At 69.3% G+C, this 16,315-nt stretch carries 16 protein-coding genes; 8 read left to right on the top strand and 8 right to left on the bottom strand.

Features of this window, described 5'->3' with window-relative positions; translation table 11 throughout:
* Window position 1 precedes the first annotated feature (1 nt).
* The 4 genes from ABDZ95_RS11590 to folD are packed head-to-tail and all read right to left on the bottom strand — an operon-like array spanning window position 2 to window position 3,210.
* On the bottom strand, window positions 2-694 hold the full coding sequence (locus tag ABDZ95_RS11590) for a TPM domain-containing protein (protein ID WP_343793877.1): 693 nt from the start codon (window positions 692-694) through the stop codon (window positions 2-4).
* The gene (locus ABDZ95_RS11585) at window positions 688-1,515 is read right to left on the bottom strand and encodes a TPM domain-containing protein (RefSeq protein ID WP_343793875.1); all 828 of its coding nucleotides are present in this window, start codon (window positions 1,513-1,515) and stop codon (window positions 688-690) included. Before ABDZ95_RS11585 ends, ABDZ95_RS11590 begins: the two co-directional genes overlap by 7 nt.
* Window positions 1,516-1,525: 10 nt before the next feature.
* Window positions 1,526-2,221 (bottom strand): LemA family protein, encoded by a 696-nt coding sequence (locus ABDZ95_RS11580; RefSeq protein WP_343793873.1) that lies wholly within the window; start codon window positions 2,219-2,221, stop codon window positions 1,526-1,528.
* 59 nt (window positions 2,222-2,280) lie between these two features.
* Complete coding sequence (gene folD, locus ABDZ95_RS11575) at window positions 2,281-3,210, bottom strand: bifunctional methylenetetrahydrofolate dehydrogenase/methenyltetrahydrofolate cyclohydrolase FolD (protein ID WP_343793871.1); 930 nt, start codon at window positions 3,208-3,210, stop codon at window positions 2,281-2,283.
* Window positions 3,211-3,309: 99 nt separating this feature from the next.
* Here folD and ABDZ95_RS11570 point away from each other — a divergent pair, with 99 nt between their 5' ends.
* A complete protein-coding gene (locus ABDZ95_RS11570) occupies window positions 3,310-5,136 on the top strand; it encodes a PPC domain-containing protein (protein ID WP_343793869.1) in 1,827 nt (608 codons plus the stop codon).
* A gap of 47 nt (window positions 5,137-5,183) precedes the next feature.
* Window positions 5,184-6,233, top strand: a complete 1,050-nt coding sequence (gene fni / locus ABDZ95_RS11565; protein WP_343793867.1) for a type 2 isopentenyl-diphosphate Delta-isomerase — start codon at window positions 5,184-5,186, stop codon at window positions 6,231-6,233.
* Here the strand turns inward: fni and hutH are convergent.
* Genes hutH through hutG form a run of 3 tightly spaced genes read right to left on the bottom strand, consistent with a single transcriptional unit; the run spans window position 6,200 to window position 10,265 of the window.
* Complete coding sequence (gene hutH, locus ABDZ95_RS11560) at window positions 6,200-7,729, bottom strand: histidine ammonia-lyase (RefSeq protein ID WP_343793865.1); 1,530 nt, start codon at window positions 7,727-7,729, stop codon at window positions 6,200-6,202. The two genes, fni and hutH, sit on opposite strands and share 34 nt — an antisense overlap.
* A 2-nt stretch (window positions 7,730-7,731) precedes the next feature.
* Window positions 7,732-9,396, bottom strand: a complete 1,665-nt coding sequence (hutU, locus tag ABDZ95_RS11555) for a urocanate hydratase (RefSeq protein ID WP_343793863.1) — start codon at window positions 9,394-9,396, stop codon at window positions 7,732-7,734.
* A 2-nt stretch (window positions 9,397-9,398) separates the two neighbouring features.
* Window positions 9,399-10,265, bottom strand: coding sequence for an N-formylglutamate deformylase (hutG, locus tag ABDZ95_RS11550; RefSeq protein ID WP_343793861.1), 867 nt, complete (start codon window positions 10,263-10,265; stop codon window positions 9,399-9,401).
* A 49-nt stretch (window positions 10,266-10,314) separates the two neighbouring features.
* Between hutG and ABDZ95_RS11545 the strand changes: the two genes are divergently transcribed.
* Genes ABDZ95_RS11545 through hutI form a run of 3 tightly spaced genes read left to right on the top strand, consistent with a single transcriptional unit; the run spans window position 10,315 to window position 13,597 of the window.
* Window positions 10,315-11,703, top strand: a complete 1,389-nt coding sequence (locus tag ABDZ95_RS11545; RefSeq protein ID WP_425542987.1) for a formimidoylglutamate deiminase — start codon at window positions 10,315-10,317, stop codon at window positions 11,701-11,703.
* Window positions 11,700-12,401: a histidine utilization transcriptional repressor HutC gene (locus tag ABDZ95_RS11540; RefSeq protein ID WP_343793857.1), complete on the top strand. Its 702-nt coding sequence runs from the start codon at window positions 11,700-11,702 to the stop codon at window positions 12,399-12,401. The genes ABDZ95_RS11545 and ABDZ95_RS11540 overlap by 4 nt, the downstream gene beginning before the upstream one ends.
* The gene (gene hutI / locus ABDZ95_RS11535; protein ID WP_425542986.1) at window positions 12,398-13,597 is read left to right on the top strand and encodes an imidazolonepropionase; all 1,200 of its coding nucleotides are present in this window, start codon (window positions 12,398-12,400) and stop codon (window positions 13,595-13,597) included. Before ABDZ95_RS11540 ends, hutI begins: the two co-directional genes overlap by 4 nt.
* A gap of 137 nt (window positions 13,598-13,734) precedes the next feature.
* Here the strand turns inward: hutI and ABDZ95_RS11530 are convergent, their stop codons facing one another.
* Window positions 13,735-14,337: a nitroreductase family protein gene (locus ABDZ95_RS11530; protein ID WP_343793855.1), complete on the bottom strand. Its 603-nt coding sequence runs from the start codon at window positions 14,335-14,337 to the stop codon at window positions 13,735-13,737.
* A gap of 45 nt (window positions 14,338-14,382) precedes the next feature.
* On the opposite strand from ABDZ95_RS11530, the gene ABDZ95_RS11525 reads away from it, so the two are divergent.
* The 3 genes from ABDZ95_RS11525 to ABDZ95_RS11515 all read left to right on the top strand — a co-directional run bounded on the left by ABDZ95_RS11525 (window position 14,383) and on the right by ABDZ95_RS11515 (window position 16,287).
* On the top strand, window positions 14,383-15,033 hold the full coding sequence (locus ABDZ95_RS11525) for an NUDIX domain-containing protein (RefSeq protein WP_343793853.1): 651 nt from the start codon (window positions 14,383-14,385) through the stop codon (window positions 15,031-15,033).
* A gap of 22 nt (window positions 15,034-15,055) precedes the next feature.
* Window positions 15,056-15,877: a serine O-acetyltransferase gene (gene cysE, locus ABDZ95_RS11520; RefSeq protein ID WP_343793851.1), complete on the top strand. Its 822-nt coding sequence runs from the start codon at window positions 15,056-15,058 to the stop codon at window positions 15,875-15,877.
* A gap of 200 nt (window positions 15,878-16,077) precedes the next feature.
* On the top strand, window positions 16,078-16,287 hold the full coding sequence (locus ABDZ95_RS11515) for a DUF3126 family protein (RefSeq protein WP_343793849.1): 210 nt from the start codon (window positions 16,078-16,080) through the stop codon (window positions 16,285-16,287).
* Window positions 16,288-16,315 lie beyond the last annotated feature (28 nt).

The following is a 16,315-nucleotide window of genomic DNA, read 5'->3' as shown; positions in this document are numbered from 1 at the left end:
ATCAGATGATGACGAGACGGTCCGCCAGTTCGTTCCTGTCGCCGGTGGAGGGCGGGAAATGCTCTGCCAGAACCTCGCCGCAAAGCCCGATCGCCGCCTCGAAGCCCTCGACGGGATCGTTGCGCTTCAGCGCCGCGGCGAGGGCCTCGGCCGCGTCAGCCCAGACCTCGCGGTCGACCTTCGAATGGATGCCCTCGTCGGCGATGATCTCGACCTGGTGATCCTCGATGGCGGCGAAGATCAGCACGCCTGTCCGGCGTTCGGTCACATGCAGGCCGTGGGCGAGGAACTGTTCCAGCGCGGCGCGACGGACGCGGGCGCGACGGATGCTGCGCGGCGTGACCAGAAGCCTGACCAGAGGGATCGAGGTGATCAGCAGCACGACGATAAAGACCGCGGACTGGATCAGGGCGTAGGCGCCGATCGCCTGGCCGATCGTCAGCTCTCGCGCGGCCAGGTGTGCCGCCTCCCAGCCATCGGAGAAGCCGGGCACCCACGACGGCTCAAAGCCGAGCGGGATCAGCGCCAACGGCAGCAGGAGGGCCGCCGCGGCCGCCCAGGCCAGCGAGACATTGCGATAGCTGGAGACCTGCCGGGACAGGACGCAGAAGATCTCGCCGGAGGTCTGCGCCTCGGCCCTGACGATCGCGTCAGCGACCCGCTGGTGGGCCTCGGGGGTCAGTTGGGTCACCATCCGCCGGATGCTCCTCCGCCGCCGAAGCTGCCGCCACCGCCGCTGAAGCCTCCGCCGAAACCACCGCCGCTTCGGCCGCCCCATTTCCGGCTGCTCGCGATCTCCGACGCGGCCCAGATCAGTGCGGGCGAGACGCCATTGCGGCGACGGCCCCGGCGACGGCGTCCACGCCCGGCGACGCCGCCGATGATGGAGAGAGCCAGAAGGACGAAGACGACCGTGATCAGGATGGCGGGACCGATCGGCGCGCGCGAAGGCGGATGATCGGCGGCCTCCGCCCGCGCCCTCGCGGCCTCCGGGTCCAGTCTCAACTGTTCGTCGATCGCGTCCACGCCCTGGACGATGCCCCGCTCGAAGCGGCCCTGACGGAAGGAAGGAAGGATCTGGTCGTGAATGATGAGGGCCGACAGGGCGTCCGTCAGAACCGGCTCGAGGCCGTACCCGACCTCGATGCGTACCTTGCGCTCGGTCGGCGCAACAATCAGTAAAACGCCGTTGTTCCGGTCGGCCTGGCCGACTTGCCATTCCCGTCCCAGCCGGTAGCCGTATTCCTCGATCTCGTAGCCCTCGAGATCGGGCACGGTGACGATCACCAGTTGATCGGTGGTGTCGCGCTCGAGCGCTTCCAGCCTGGTCGTGAGGCTGCGCTCCGCCTCGGGTGAAAGCAGATTGGCGTTGTCTACGATCCGCCCGGTCAGTGGCGGGAAGTCGGGACCGCCCTGCGCCGCGGCCGGGGCCGTGGACAGCCACAGCGCGGCGAAAGCGACGGCGATCAACCCGGCCAGATGCGCGGCAGCTGGGCGAAGGGACGGAGCGCTCACGGATTGACGATCACTGGGCCGGGGCAGGGGCCGGAGCCGCGGGCGGCGCCGAGCCGGGGGCGGCGGATGAAGACCCGGCCGGCGGGCCGGATTGCGCGGGGCCAAGACCGTCGAAGTTGACGTTCGGCGCCGTCTGGGCGGCCTCGGTGGCGCTGAACAGTTGCATGGGCTCCGAACCGCCGTGAATGGTGTTGGCCCAGATCGTCGTCGGGAAGGTGCGAAGCGACGTGTTGTAGTCGCGGACGGCCTCATTGTAGTCGCGCCGCGCCACGGCGATCCGGTTCTCGGTGCCTTCCAGCTGGGATTGAAGGGCGATGAAGTTCTGGTTCGACTGCAGGGTCGGATAGTTCTCGGTGATCATCAGCAAGCGGGAGAGGGCCTGCGAGAGCTCGCCCTGCGCGGCCTGATAGCGCTGGAAGGCGGCGGGGTCGTCGAGCGTCTCGGGCGTAACGGTCACGCCGGTGGCGCGGGCCCGGGCCTCGATCACCTGGGTCAGGGTCGCGCGCTCCTGAATGGCTGCGCCCTGGACGGTGGCGACGAGGTTCGGGATCAGATCCGCCCGACGCTGATACTGGGACTGGACATCCGCCCAGCGCGCCTTGGCCGCCTCTTCCTTGGTCGGGATCGCGTTGATCCCGCAGCCGGCGACGGCCGGGGTCAGGAGGACTGCGGCCGCGAGGGCTGCGAGGCGAGGCTGGCGGATCATCGGAAACTCCTGACGACGACAACGGGACTATTGGCCCGGATCGTCAGGGGTTCAAGCGATCAGATTGAGGCGTCGAGCGATTCCGGCTCGACGCCGACGGAGCGGCAGGCGGCCGTGTAGGTGTTGGCCAGCAGGCAGGCGATGGTCATGGGGCCAACCCCGCGCGGGACCGGGGTGATCCGCCCGGCGACGGCCGCGGCTTCGTCGAAGGCGACGTCGCCGACGACCCGCGTCTTGCCTTCCGCCGCCTTGACCGGATCCTTCGAGGGAACGCGGTTGATGCCGACGTCGATGACCGTGGCGCCGGGCTTGACCCAATCACCGCGCACCATCTCCGGACGGCCGACGGCGGCGACGAGGATGTCGGCGGCGCGGCACAGGGCGGGCAGGTCCTTCGTGCGGGAATGGGCGATGGTGACCGTGCAACTCTCGCCCAGCAGCAGTTGCGCCATCGGCTTGCCGACAATGTTGGAACGGCCGACGACGACGGCGTTCAGGCCGGTCAGATCGCCCAGCTCGGCCTTCAGAAGCATCAGGCAGCCCAGCGGGGTGCAGGGGACGAGGCCCGGCAGTCCCACGGCCAGGCGACCGGCGTTGACGACGTGGAAGCCGTCGACGTCCTTGTCCGGCGAGATCGCATCCAGCACGGCGCTGCTGTCGATGTGGGCCGGCAGGGGCAATTGAACGAGAATGCCGTGAATGCCTGCGTCGGCGTTCAGGGCGGCGATGAGCAGGAGCAGATCTTCCTGAGACGTCGTATCGGGGAGGCGGTGGGTGTCAGAGCGCATTCCGGCGCGCTGCGTCGTTTCGCCCTTGTTGCGGACATAGATCTGGCTGGCGGGGTCCTCGCCGACGATGACCACGGCGAGACCCGGCTTCACGCCATGCGCGCCTTCCAGCCGCGAGGCGGCGGCGGCGACCCGGTCAACCAGTCCGGCCGCGAAGGCCTTGCCATCGATGGACGTTGCGCGGGCGGGTTCGGCCGTCATGGGTTTTCGGCTCCGGTCGTCAGGAATCGTGCGGTGCGCGCGGTTTACAGAGCAAGGGGTTCGGCGTCTATGATCGGGTCCGACTCCCAGGGGATATGCATGCGCCAGTTCGTTCTCGCCGCCGCCAGCAGTCTGGCCATCGCTATCGCGTTCGGAGGCGCCGCCCACGCACAGGAGGCGCGTCCGCTCGAGATCGGGGCGTCGGTCGAGGACAGCATCGGGCAAGGCGACGCCACAGACGACGACGGCGAGGTTCGTTACGACGTCTGGACGGTCGAACTGGCCGCGGGCCAGCGGATCGAGGCGATCATGCGCTCGGACGCCTTCGATTCCTTCCTCGATATCAGGGACGCGAAGGGGGAAGTGCTGGCCAGCGATGACGATGGCCTGGGTGAAGGTTACCACTCGCGACTGCGTTTCACGGCGCCCCACCCGGGCGTCTATGTCATTCGCGCCCGGCCGCTGTCGGGGATCGACACCGGCGGCGCCTACACCCTGAGCCTCGTCGAGCGGCCGCCGGCGCCGCCGACGGCAGATCCTGTCCAGATCCGCGTGGGCGAAACGGTGAGCGGTGAAATCGCCGGAGGCGACGCCGAGGGCGACGATGGCGCGCAGTACGACCGCTACATCTTCAACGGGCGGACCGATCAGCGTGTTCTGATCGCACTGGACAGCGACGCCTTCGATCCTGTGGTCCGCGTGGGACGGCTCGTGAACGGCGCCTTTGCCGAACTGGCCATGAATGACGACGGGCCCGGCGCGGGCCTGAACTCGCGCCTGTCATTCACGCCGCCCGAGAACGGGCAGTTCGAAATCCGCGCGGCCCCGTTGTCGGCGGGGCGCGAGGGCGCCTACAGCCTGACGCTGTCGGAAGCGCCGCCGCCGCCTCAGGCGCGCCGGATTCGTCTGGACGAGCGCGTCCGCGGCGAACTGAGCGAGAACGACGCCCTGAACGATGCCGGCGTTCGGGCCGACCTCTACAGCTTTGAAGGGCGCGAAGGGCAGCGGGTCCGGATCGACATGACGTCGAGCGCCTTCGACACCTACCTCGAGCTATTCGACGCCGACCGCACCAGCCTGGCGACCGACGACGATGGCGGGCCGGTGGGGACCAACTCGCGTCTGGTCTACACGCTGCCGGCGAACGGGACCTACACCGTCGAGGCGCGAGCCTTCTCGTCGGGGACGGGTAACTACAGCATCACGGTATCGGAAGTGCCGCCCGAGCAGCCGCCGGCGCCGATCGTGTTCGGCCGCACCATCGAGGGTGAGATCGACGAGAATGACGGTCGCGATGCCCAGGATCGCGGGTTCGACGCCTTCGTCTTCTCCGGAACCCAGGGGCAGCGCATCCAGGCGATCATGCGCTCGGGGGACTTCGACAGCTATCTGCAGATCGGTCTCGCGGGCGAGGAGTTCTCGGCGCTGTCGCAGGACGACGACGGGCTGGGCGAAGGGTTCGACTCGCGGCTGCGGTTCACCCTGCCGGAAGACGGGGAGTATGTGATCCGCGCCTCGCCGCTGGGGTCCGAGGGCAAGGGGCTCTACTCGCTGGAGCTGACCGACCGTGGTCCGCAGCCGGTCCCCGGAAGCATCCTCGTGGGAGCCACGGCGCGCGGGGAGCTGACCGAGGCCGACGCCACGGCCGACAACAACAGCGTCTATGACGCCTATAGGATCACGGTGAAGGAGGGCGAGGAGCTGGTCATCCTGATGGTCTCCAACGAGGTCGACAGCGTCGTCACGATCGGCCACGCCGATGGCGATGACTTCGAGGCTCTGGCGGCGGACGACGACGGGCTGTCGGACACCCACTCCAAGCTGGAATGGACCGCCCCGGACGATGGCGAGTACGAAATCCGGGCCGGGACCTTCTCCCAAGGCCAGACCGGCTCCTACGCCCTGATCGTGTTGAAGAAGTCCTAGGCGGATCGGAACGGCAGGTCCGCGCGTTGGGCGGGCCGGAGGCGCGTATGGCCGAAATCGCCGATCGCAAGGATCAGCATCTGGACGTGGTCCTGTCGGGCCGCGGCCGGCATGCGCTGGACAGCGGTTTCGACGCCGTGCGCTTCATGCATGAGGCGCTACCGGATCTCGACCACGACAAGATCGACCTGGGCGCGGACTTCCTCGGTCGCCGCCTCAAGGCGCCCCTGCTGATCAGCGCCATGACCGGCGGGCCGGCGCGGGCGGAGGCGATCAACGCCCGGCTGGCAGAAGCGGCCCAGCACCTCGGCATCGCCCTCGCTGTCGGCTCCCAGCGCGCCGCGCTGGAGGAGGGCGAGGCGGCCGGGCTGGATATGGCGCTCAGGCTCAAGGCGCCGGACACGCCGATCCTGGCCAACATCGGCGCGGCCCAGCTTACCCGCGGCTTCGGCGTGGACGAGGCACGGCGCGTGCTGGACATGGTCGCGGCCGACGCTCTCGTCGTGCATCTGAACCCGCTGCAGGAGGCCTGTCAGCCGGAGGGCAACCACGACTGGTGGGGCGTGGGCGCTGCGCTGGAGCGGCTGGTGCGGTCACTGGATGCGCCGGTGGTGGTCAAGGAGACAGGCTCGGGGCTTTCAGCCTCGACGGCGCGACGGCTGGCCGACATGGGCGTCGCCGGGCTGGACGTGGCGGGGGCCGGCGGCACCAACTGGGCGCTGGTCGAGGGCGAACGCGCCCTGTCTGACGCGGATCGGCAGCATGCCGAAGCCTTCGCCGACTGGGGCCTGCCGACGGCGCGGGCGATCGTCGAGGTGCGGCAGGCCTGTCCGCGCACCCTGCTGATCGGCTCGGGCGGGGTGCGCGACGGCGTTGACGTAGCGCGCGCCCTGCGACTGGGCGCGGACATGGTCGGGCAGGCCGCGGGCGTTCTGGCCGCCGCGACCGTCTCGACCGAGGCCGTCGTGACCCACTTCCAGATCGTGATCCGGCAGCTCCGCACCGTCTGCTTCTGCACCGGCTCGGCGAACCTGACGGCGCTGAAGAAGGCGCCGCTTCAGCCTCAGGCCGACGGCAGCAGGTCGCCCGCGAACTGACGGTATCGGCCGGCGCGAACGCCGTCGGTCGCCCGCTCGATATCCGGCGCGAAGTAGTGGTCCGAGGTGTAGGGCGCGGCCGCCTCGCGGACGATGCTCCAGACCTTCTCCAGATCCGGCGAACTGGTCAGCGGGCGGTGGAACTCGATGCCCTGGGCTGCAGCCAGCAGTTCGATCCCGACCACGGTCGCCGTGTTCTCGGCCATATCCAGCAGGCGGCGGGCGCCATGGGTCGCCATGGAGACGTGGTCTTCCTGATTGGCGCTGGTCGGCACGGTGTCGATCACGCAGGGGTGGGCGACCATTCGGTTCTCGGCCACGAGGGCGGCGGCGGTCACCTGGGCGATCATGAAGCCCGAGTTCAGACCGCTTTCCTTCACGAGGAAGGCCGGCAGCTCGCTCATCTTCGGATCGACCAGGATGGAGGTCCGGCGCTCGGAGATATTGCCGATCTCGCACAGGGCCATGGCGATCTGGTCGGCAGCATAGGCGACCGGCTCGGCGTGGAAGTTTCCGCCCGAGATCACGTCGCCGTCCTCGATGAAGACCAGCGGGTTGTCGGTCACGGCATTGGCCTCGCGCTGGAGCATGGCGGCGGCGTTGCGCAGGACGTCGAGGGTGGCGCCCATGACCTGCGGCTGGCAGCGCAGGGAGTAGGGGTCCTGAACCTTGTGGCAGTCCTCGCGGTGGCTGTCGCGGATGGCTGAACCGGTCATCAGGCCACGCAGGCGGGCGGCGACGTCGATCTGACCCGGCTGACCGCGCAGGGCGTGGATGCGGTGGTCGAAGGGGGCGTCCGAGCCTTTCAGCGCGTCCACCGACAGGGCGCCCGCCGCCACGCCGGCGGCGAAGACGGCCTCGGCGGCGAACAGGCCGGCGAGCGCGAGCGCCGTCGAGCACTGGGTGCCGTTCAGCAGGGCGAGGCCTTCCTTGGGGCCGAGCACGACCGGCGTCTTGCCGACCTTGGCCAGCGCCGCCTCTGCGGACAGGGTCTCGCCCCCGGCCCTGGCTTCGCCGACGCCGATCAGGACGCAGGACATGTGGGCCAGCGGCGCCAGATCGCCCGAGGCGCCGACCGAGCCCTTGGACGGAATGCAGGGCAGGACGTCGCCGTTCACCAGAGCGATCAGGGTCTCCAGCGTCTCGCGACGCACGCCCGAGGCGCCCTTCGACAGGGAGGCGATCTTCAGCACCATCAGCAGGCGGGTGACGCCCGCGTCCAGCAGGGCGCCGACGCCGCAGGCGTGGCTGAGGACGAGGTTCTTCTGAAGGGTTTCAAGATCTTCCGGCGCAATGCTGGTGTTGGCCAGCAAACCGAAGCCGGTGTTGATGCCATAGACGGTGCGACCCTCGGCGAGGATGGCGGCGACGACCGCCGCGCCCTTTTCGACATCCGCCCAGGCGGCGTCGGTCAGGGAGACGGTGACGGGGCCTTCCAGCGCGGCACGAAGCTGCGGCAGGGTGAGGGGGGCGGCGCCGATGGTGATGTTCGTCATGCTCAGCGCTCCATCGAGGGCAGGTTCAGGCCGTTGGTGCGCGCGGCGTCCCTGGCGATCTCATAGCCCGCGTCGGCGTGGCGCATGACGCCGGTGGCCGGGTCGTTCCAGAGAACGCGCTCGAGGCGGGCGGCGGCTTCCGGCGTGCCGTCGGCGACGATGACCACGCCGGAGTGCTGGCTGTAACCCATGCCGACGCCGCCGCCGTGGTGCAGGGACACCCAGCTGGCGCCCGAGGCGGTGTTCAGCAGGGCGTTGAGCAGGGGCCAGTCGGAGACGGCGTCGGAGCCGTCCTGCATGGCCTCCGTCTCGCGATTGGGGCTGGCGACCGAGCCGGAGTCGAGGTGGTCGCGGCCGATGACGATTGGGCCGGAAAGCTCGCCCGAAGCGACCATGTCGTTGAACATCAGGCCCGCGCGGTGGCGGTCGCCCAAGCCGATCCAGCAGATGCGGGCCGGCAGGCCCTGGAAGGCGATGCGCTCGCCCGCCATGTCGAGCCAGCGGTGCAGGCCGGCGTTGTCGGGGAACAGCTTTTTCATCGCCGCGTCGGTCTTGCGGATATCCTCAGGATCGCCGGTCAGGGCGGCCCAGCGGAAAGGGCCGACGCCACGGCAGAACAGCGGGCGGATGTAGGCCGGGACGAAGCCGGGGAAGTCGAAGGCGTTCTGGACGCCCTGATCGAAGGCGACCTGACGGATGTTGTTGCCATAGTCCGTGGTCGGAATGCCCTGATCGTGGAAGGCCAGCATGGCCTGGACGTGGACGGCCATGGAGGCGCGGGCCGCGGCCTCGACGGCGGCCGGGTCGGACTGTCGCTTCTCCTCCCACTCGGCGACCGTCCAGCCCGAGGGCAGATAGCCGTTCACCGGGTCGTGGGCGCTGGTCTGGTCGGTGACCAGATCGGGCCGCACGCCGCGCTTGACCAGTTCAGGCAGGATGTCAGCCGCATTGCCCAACAGGCCGATCGAAATCGGCTTTTTGTCTTCCAGTGACTTGTTCAAAAGCTCCAGCGCCTCGTCGAGACTTTCCGCCATGACGTCGAGGTAGCGGGTGCGCAGACGCATCTCGATCCGGCTGCGCTGGCATTCGATGGCGAGGCAGGAGGCCCCCGCCATGGTGGCCGCCAGCGTCTGGGCGCCGCCCATGCCGCCGAGGCCGGCGGTCAGGATCCACTTGCCCGACCAGTCGCCGCCGTAGTGCTGGCGTCCGGCCTCCATGAAGGTCTCATAAGTGCCCTGAACGATGCCTTGGGTGCCGATGTAGATCCACGAGCCGGCGGTCATCTGGCCGTACATGGCCAGACCCTTCTTATCGAGCTCGTTGAAGTGGTCCCAGGTCGCCCATTTGGGCACGAGGTTGGAGTTGGCGATCAGCACGCGCGGGGCGTCCGCATGGGTGCGGAAGACGCCGACCGGCTTGCCCGACTGGACCAGCAGGGTCTGGTCGGCCTCCAGCGCGCGGAGTTGCTCGACAATGGTGTCGAAGGCCTGCCAGTTGCGCGCCGCCTTGCCGATGCCTCCGTAGACGACGAGGTCCTCGGGACGCTCGGCCACCTCGGGGTCGAGATTGTTCATCATCATCCGCAGAGCCGCCTCGGCGGCCCAGGTCCTGGCGGTCATCTCGGTCCCGCGCGGGGCGCGGACGATGCGGGCGTTGCTGTTGGTCATAGTCAGGCTCGCTGGCTGATCGCGAAGTCGCGGGCGGCGGTGAGGACGTTTCGAAGCGTGGCGCGCATGGGCGCGGCGCGTTCGTCGATGAAGGGCGTGGGCCAGGTCGAGGCGTTGGTCTCGGTCGGTTCGTCGACATAGCCGCGGCAGGCCAGCTCCATCTGGATGGCGTGCACGACATTTTTGCTTGCCCTATCGCCTCGCGCGCGGCGCTCGGCTGCTTGAGGGCCGTGCGGCTGGCCGTAGTGACGCGTGGTCCAGCCGCCTTTGAAGCGGCCGTTGACGACATGGCTGTCGCCCGAGGCGATGCAGGCGGCCTCGACCGCGGCGGTCAGGGCCGGATCGCAGGTCGCGCCGCCGTTGTCGCCGATGTTGAACTGCGGCAGCTGGCCGTCGAACAGGCGCGGCACATGCGAGCGGATCGAGTGGGCGTCGTAGAGGACGACCGGGCCGTTCGCCGAGAGGCGCTCGATCTGGGCGGTCAGGGCGGCGTGGTAGGGATCGAAGAATTCAGTGCGTCGGCGCTCGATCTCGACCGCGTCGGGCTCCTGTCCCTCGCGATACAGGGGCTCGCCGTCGAAGGTCTCGGTGGGGCAGAGGCCCGTGGTGGTCATGCCGGGATACAGGGACTGGCCCGACGGATCGCGATTCACGTCGATCACGCTGCGGGAGATGGCGGTTCGGACCGTGGTCGCGCCCAGTTCGGTCGCGAAGGCGTAGAGACGGTCGATCCACCAGTCGGCATCCTTGCGGGCGCGCCAAGGATCGACCATCCGCGCCTCTATGTCCGCCGGAATGTTCGTGCCGGTGTGCGGGAAGGCGACGATCAGGGGGGCATCGCCGGGTATCACCGTCAGCCAGTCCGTCATCCCCGCCTCCTTGTCAGCTTGCCGATTATGTATAGACATATTCGGGTCGATGGAGAGTTGTCCAGTGCCTCAGACCGCCGCCCACAGCCTGTTCTTCGGTCGCGCCCTGTTGCCGCAGGGCTGGGCCGGCGATGTCCGGATCACGATCGCGGACGGCGTCATCGCCAGCGTCGAGACCGGTGCGACGCGGACGGGCGGGGAGGTCGATCTGGGCGTCGCCCTGCCGGGTCTATCGAACGTGCACAGCCACGCCTTCCAGCGCGCCATGGCCGGGCTGACCGAGGAACGTGGACCGAACGAGGGCGACGACTTCTGGTCCTGGCGGGCGCTGATGTACCGCTTCCTCGACCGGGGCGGGCCGGAGGAGATCGAGGCGATCACGGCCCTGGCCTTCGCGGAGATGCTGGAGGGCGGCTTCACTCGCGTCGGCGAGTTCCACTACCTGCACAACGACCCCGACGGCCGGACCTATGCCGATCGCGGTGAGCTGGCCGCGCGCATCGCCGGTGCGGCGGACCAGACCGGCATCGCCCTGACGCTGCTGCCGGTCTTCTACGCCCATGCGGGCTTCGGCGGTACGCCGCCCGCCCATGGACAGCGCCGCTTTATCAATGACATCGACGGCTTCTCGAAACTGATGGATGAAAGCCGGCACATCGCCTCGGCCCTGCCGGACGCCGTGGTGGGTGTGGCCCCGCACAGCCTGCGCGCGGTGACGCCGGAGGAGATCGCCGCCGTCGTGCCGATGGCCGGCGATGGGCCGATCCACATCCATGCGGCCGAGCAGACGAAGGAGGTCGACGACTGCCTCGCCTGGTCCGGCGCCCGGCCGGTGCAGTGGCTGCTGGACAATGTCGGGCTGGATCGCCGCTGGTGCCTGATCCACGCCACCCACCTGACTGCCGACGAGACGACGCGGATGGCGAAGAGCGGCGCGGTCGCCGGCCTGTGCCCGGTGACGGAGGCCAATCTGGGCGACGGCGTCTTCCCTGCGGTCGATTTCCTGTCGCAGGGCGGCGCCTTCGGGGTCGGCACCGACTCCAACGTCCTGATCGATGCGGCGGGCGAACTGCGCGCGCTGGAGTACAGCCAGCGGCTGACGCATCGCGGTCGCGCCGTGCTGGCGGATCGCGAGGCCTCGACGGGCGGAACACTGTATCGCCGCGCCCTGGCGGGCGGGGCGCAGGCGACGCAAGGGACGACCGGCATAGCGGTCGGGCAGGCGGCGGATCTGGTCTCGCTGGAACTCGAGGATCTGGCCTATGCCGGCCGCAGCGACGACGCCCTGCTGGACAGCCTGGTCTTCGCCGGGCCGAAGCGGGCGATCCGCACCGTCTGGCGGCGTGGCCGGGAGGTGGTCAAGAACGGCCGTCACATCGCCCGTGGGGCCATCGAGGCGCGCTATCGCAGGGCGTTGGACGCCGTGCTGGGCGGATGAGCGCGCTCCACCGCCGGATCGGCGCGGACATCGAGCAGCGGATCCGTTCGGGCGAGTGGCAGCCGGGCGCGCGGGTGCCGACAGAGGCCGAGCTTCAGGCCCAGTACGGCTGCGCCCGAATGACGGTGTCCAAGGCCCTGACCGACCTGTCGGCTCGGGGACTGATCCTGCGCCGCCGTCGCGCGGGCTCGGTCGTGGCGCGGCCGCCGGTGCATTCGGCCGTTCTCGACATTCCGGATATTGCCGCCGAGATCGAGGCGCGCGGCATGGTCTATGGCTATGAGCGGCTGGACTACGGCCTGCGCGCGACCGAGCCGGACGAGGCCTGGTTGGGCTTGCAGGTGGTGATGGTCTCGTGCCTGCATCGCGCCGACGGTGCGCCGTTCGCTCTGGAGCGCCGTCTGATCGGATTGGCGGCGACGCCAGAGGTCGAGGCCGAGACGTTCGAGGTGGTGTCGCCTGGCGGCTGGCTGCTGCGGCGGGCGCCGTGGACGGACGCCGAGCATCGCATCGCCGCCGTCGCTGCGGATCGGGAGACGGCCCTGCGGCTGGACCTGTCGCCCGGCGAGGCCTGTCTGCGACTGGAACGCCGGACGTGGATCGATGGGCTGGGCGTCACCTGGGCGTGGCAGACCTTCCCGGGGCAGGCCTATGATCTGGTCGCCCGCTTCTCGCCCGCGCGCCCGGAGGCCCGATGACCGACTATCTGCTGACCGACTGCCACGTTGCCACCATGGCCGCGCAGGGGAGCGCCTACGGGGCTATCGAGGACGGGGCGATCCTGATCCGCGACGGCCGGATCGCCTGGGTCGGCCCGCGTGCGGATGCGCCGGCGGCGGACGTCGTCGAGCGACTGGACGGGCGGTGGGTCACGCCGGGCCTGATTGACTGCCACACCCATCTCGTCTTCGGTGGCGACCGTTCGCGCGAGTTTGAACAACGACTTGGCGGAGTTTCCTACGAAGAGATCGCAAGGTCGGGCGGCGGCATCGTTTCGTCCGTGAAGGCCACGCGGGAGGCCGGCGAGGACGAACTCTACGCCAGCGCGGTTGCTCGGCTGGAGGGCCTGAAGGCGACAGGCGTGACCACGGCCGAGATCAAGTCCGGCTATGGTCTCGACCGCGACAGCGAGCTGAAGATGCTCCGCGTCGCCCGCCGGATCGGCGCCGAGGCCGGCGTGCGGGTGCGGACCAGCTACCTCGGGCTCCACGCGGTGCCGCCCGAGCACAAGGCGGATCGCACCGCCTATGTCGATCTGGCCATCGACGACATCCTGCCGGCCGCCCACGCTGCCGGGCTGGTCGATGCGGTCGACGCCTACTGCGAGCCGATCGCCTTCTCGGGCGAAGAGGTGTCGCGGCTGTTCGACAGGGCGAAGACGTTGGGCCTGCCGGTCAAGCTGCATGCCGACCAATTGTCCGACGGCGGCGGGGCGGCGCTTGCGGCGAAGTACGACGCCCTGTCTGCCGACCACGTCGAGCACACGACCGAGGCCGGCGTGCGCGCGATGGCGGAGGCCGGAGTCGTCGCTGTGCTGCTGCCGGGGGCGTATCTGATGCTCCGCGAGACCACGCCGCCACCGATCGCCCTGTTCCGCCAGTATGGGGTCGCGATGGCCGTGGCGACGGACTGCAACCCGGGCACCTCGCCGGTTGCGTCGATGACGGCGGCGCTGAACCTGGCCTGCGTGCAGTTCCGGCTGACGCCGGAGGAGGCGCTGGCCGGGGCGACGCGGATTGCAGCGAGAGCGCTGGGCCTGACCGATGTCGGAACTATCGAGCCGGGCAAGGCCGCGGATCTCGCAGTCTGGGACATCACGCGCCCGGCCGAGCTCTGCTACTGGCTGGGCAAACCTCTGTTGCACGCCCGCTACGTGTCAGGCCTGCGCGCATAGGTGGTTTGTTAAGGCGAATCCGTTCAGGCTTCGGGCATGAAGAGAGACGTCGTCGAACTCGGCATGTTCATCGCGCTCGGCGTGACGACCGTCCTGTATGGTCTCGGCATGAGCCTTCTGGCGGTCGGCGTTATTCACTAGTCGCGCCAGGTCGTGATCGCCGCGAGGTCGGGGCGGGGGCGCTCCAACGGCGGCTCGGTCAATGAGCCGATGTGGATGAAGCCGGCGACTTGCTCGCCTTCGCGAATGTCCATCAGATCAAGCGCTTCGCGGTCATAGCTGTACCAATCCGTGATCCAGCTGGTCGAGAAGCCGAGAGCCCCGGCGGCATGCTCGATGTTCATGCAGACGGCGCCGGCGGAGAGGTGCTGCTCCCAGACCGGGACCTTCTGGCTCTCGACCGGAGAGCAGACGACGAGGATGGTCACAGGCGCCGCCGTCAGCTTGGACAGCACCTTGCGCGCCTTGTCGGCGCCCGGCTGGCGGTCGGCCAGCGGCAGCAGGGCCTCGGCCAGGTCGGCGCGGGCGGTCGGTCCCAGCACCACGAAGCGCCACGGGAACAGCTTGCCGTGATCGGGCGTGCGGGCGCCGAGATGCAGGATGCGCTCAACCTGCGCCCGGGACGGGCCGGGGGCGGTCAGGGATTGCGCGGGCGCCGAGCGGCGGACGGCGAGCCGTTGCTCCAGTTCGGCGGACGGGACGGGCAGGGGGAGGGACAGGCCCAGATCGGCATCGGTCATGGGCGCTAGCTAGGCGTCGGCCCGCCGGTGCGCCATACCCCGCCCATGACCGACTCGCGAAAAGACTTCGACGCCGATCGCCCCTTGCCCGCCTGGGACGACGGGAGCGACCATCCGCCTGCATGGATCGACGCGGGCCAATCGACCCTGTTCGAGAGCCCGTGGATGCGGCTGACGCGGCACGATGCGACGGCGCCGACCGGCCACCGGGCCGACTATGTCGTGATGCGACCGCAGAACATGTCGGTCGGCGTCCTGCCGCTGCACGAGGACGGGACGGTGACCTTGGTCGGCCAGCAGCGCTTCGCCCTGATGAACTGGTCGTGGGAGATGCCCGAGGGCGGCGCGCCGTTCGACGAGGACCCGCTGGAGGGTGCGAAACGCGAGCTGGCGGAGGAGGCGGGGCTGAAGGCCGGGACCTGGCTGCCGGCCTACAAGGCCGAGATGACCAACTCGATCACCGACGAGCGCGCGATGGCCTGGCTGGCGTGGGACCTCTCGCCAGCGCCGTTCGCGCCGGACCCGACCGAGATCATGCGCGTGGCGCGCGTGCCGTTCGGCGACCTGCTGCGCGAGATCGAGCGCGGAGCGATCCGGGACATGTTCACGCTGGCGACCGCGCTGCGCGCCTACCATATGGCGCAGACGGGCAAGCTGCCGGCGGACCTGTCCAAGGCCATGCTCGCCAGCGTATGATGCGCGTCTGATGGAGCCCTCGATGCCCAAGCTCGAAGTCGTCGCCGCCCGGTCGGATGCCTGGTCGCTGCTGCGCGCCGCCGCCGAGGAGGCCGCTCGGGCCGAGCCGCATCTGGCCTCGCAGATGAACGCCGTCATCCTGTCGCACGGCGACATGGCGTCGGCCCTGAGCTTCCAGATCGCGCGCAAGCTGGGCGACGCCGAGCTGGGCGCCATGTCGATCCGCGAGGTCTGCCGTGACGCCTTCGAGGCCGATCCCGCCATCGTCGCCGCCGCCGAAGCCGACCTTCAGGCCGTGGCAGAGCGCGACCCGGCCATCAAGTCGCTGCTGCAGCCCTTCCTCTACTTCAAGGGCTTCCAGGCCCTGCAGGGACACCGCGTCGCCCACTGGCTCTGGACCCAGGGCCGCGACACCCTGGCCTTCCATCTGCAGAGCCGGATGTCCGAGCTCTTCCAGATCGACATCCACCCGGCCGCCCGCATGGGCGCGGGCCTGTTCCTCGACCACGGCACGGGCATCGTCATCGGCGAGACCGCCATCGTCGGCGACGAAGTCTCGATGCTGCATGGCGTGACCCTGGGCGGCACCGGCGCCGAGCGCGGCGACCGTCATCCGAAGATCGGCAAGGGCGTCCTGCTGGGCGCGGGCGCCAAGGTGCTGGGCAACATCACGGTCGGCGACTACGCCAAGGTGGCCTCGGGCTCCGTCGTGCTGAAGTCGGTTCCGGCGGGATGCACCGTGGCGGGCGTTCCGGCGCGTCTGGTCAACTGCCCGACCGAGGCGACGCCTGCGCGGACGATGGACCATACGCTGGCCGATGTCGTGTACGATTTCGTGATCTGAAAACCCCTCCGTCTCGCCGGCTGCGCCGTCGAGCCACCTCCCCACTGCGTGGAGAGGTGAATGAGGCGCTCACCTCTCCATCGAAGATGGGGAAGGGGAGCACGCGAAGCGGGGTGGAGGGGTGACGGCAAAACACCTTTCCCTGCCGTGCCCCATTCTCTAGGGTCCGGCCCAATTCCAGACCACCCAAGGACACCCCCATGAACGCTCACGACATGAAGCGCGTCGAGACGCACCTGAAGCGCACCTTCAACACGGGCGGCATCATCGTGAAGCCGCGCGGCAAGCCGGCCGACTCGGCCGAGGTCTATGTCGGCGACGAGTTCATCGGCGTGGTCTTCGAGGACGAGGACGAGGCCGGCAGCTTCATGTTCGAGATGGCGATCCTGGCGGAAGACCTGCCGGACTGATCCCGAGCGACGGGCAATGAAAAAGGGC

Source organism: Brevundimonas kwangchunensis, assembly GCF_039523815.1.
In the GTDB taxonomy this organism is placed as follows: Bacteria; Pseudomonadota; Alphaproteobacteria; order Caulobacterales; family Caulobacteraceae; genus Brevundimonas; species Brevundimonas kwangchunensis.
The sequence above is the reverse complement of the archived record's forward strand: the minus strand, read 5'-3'. Positions and strand labels throughout refer to the sequence as shown.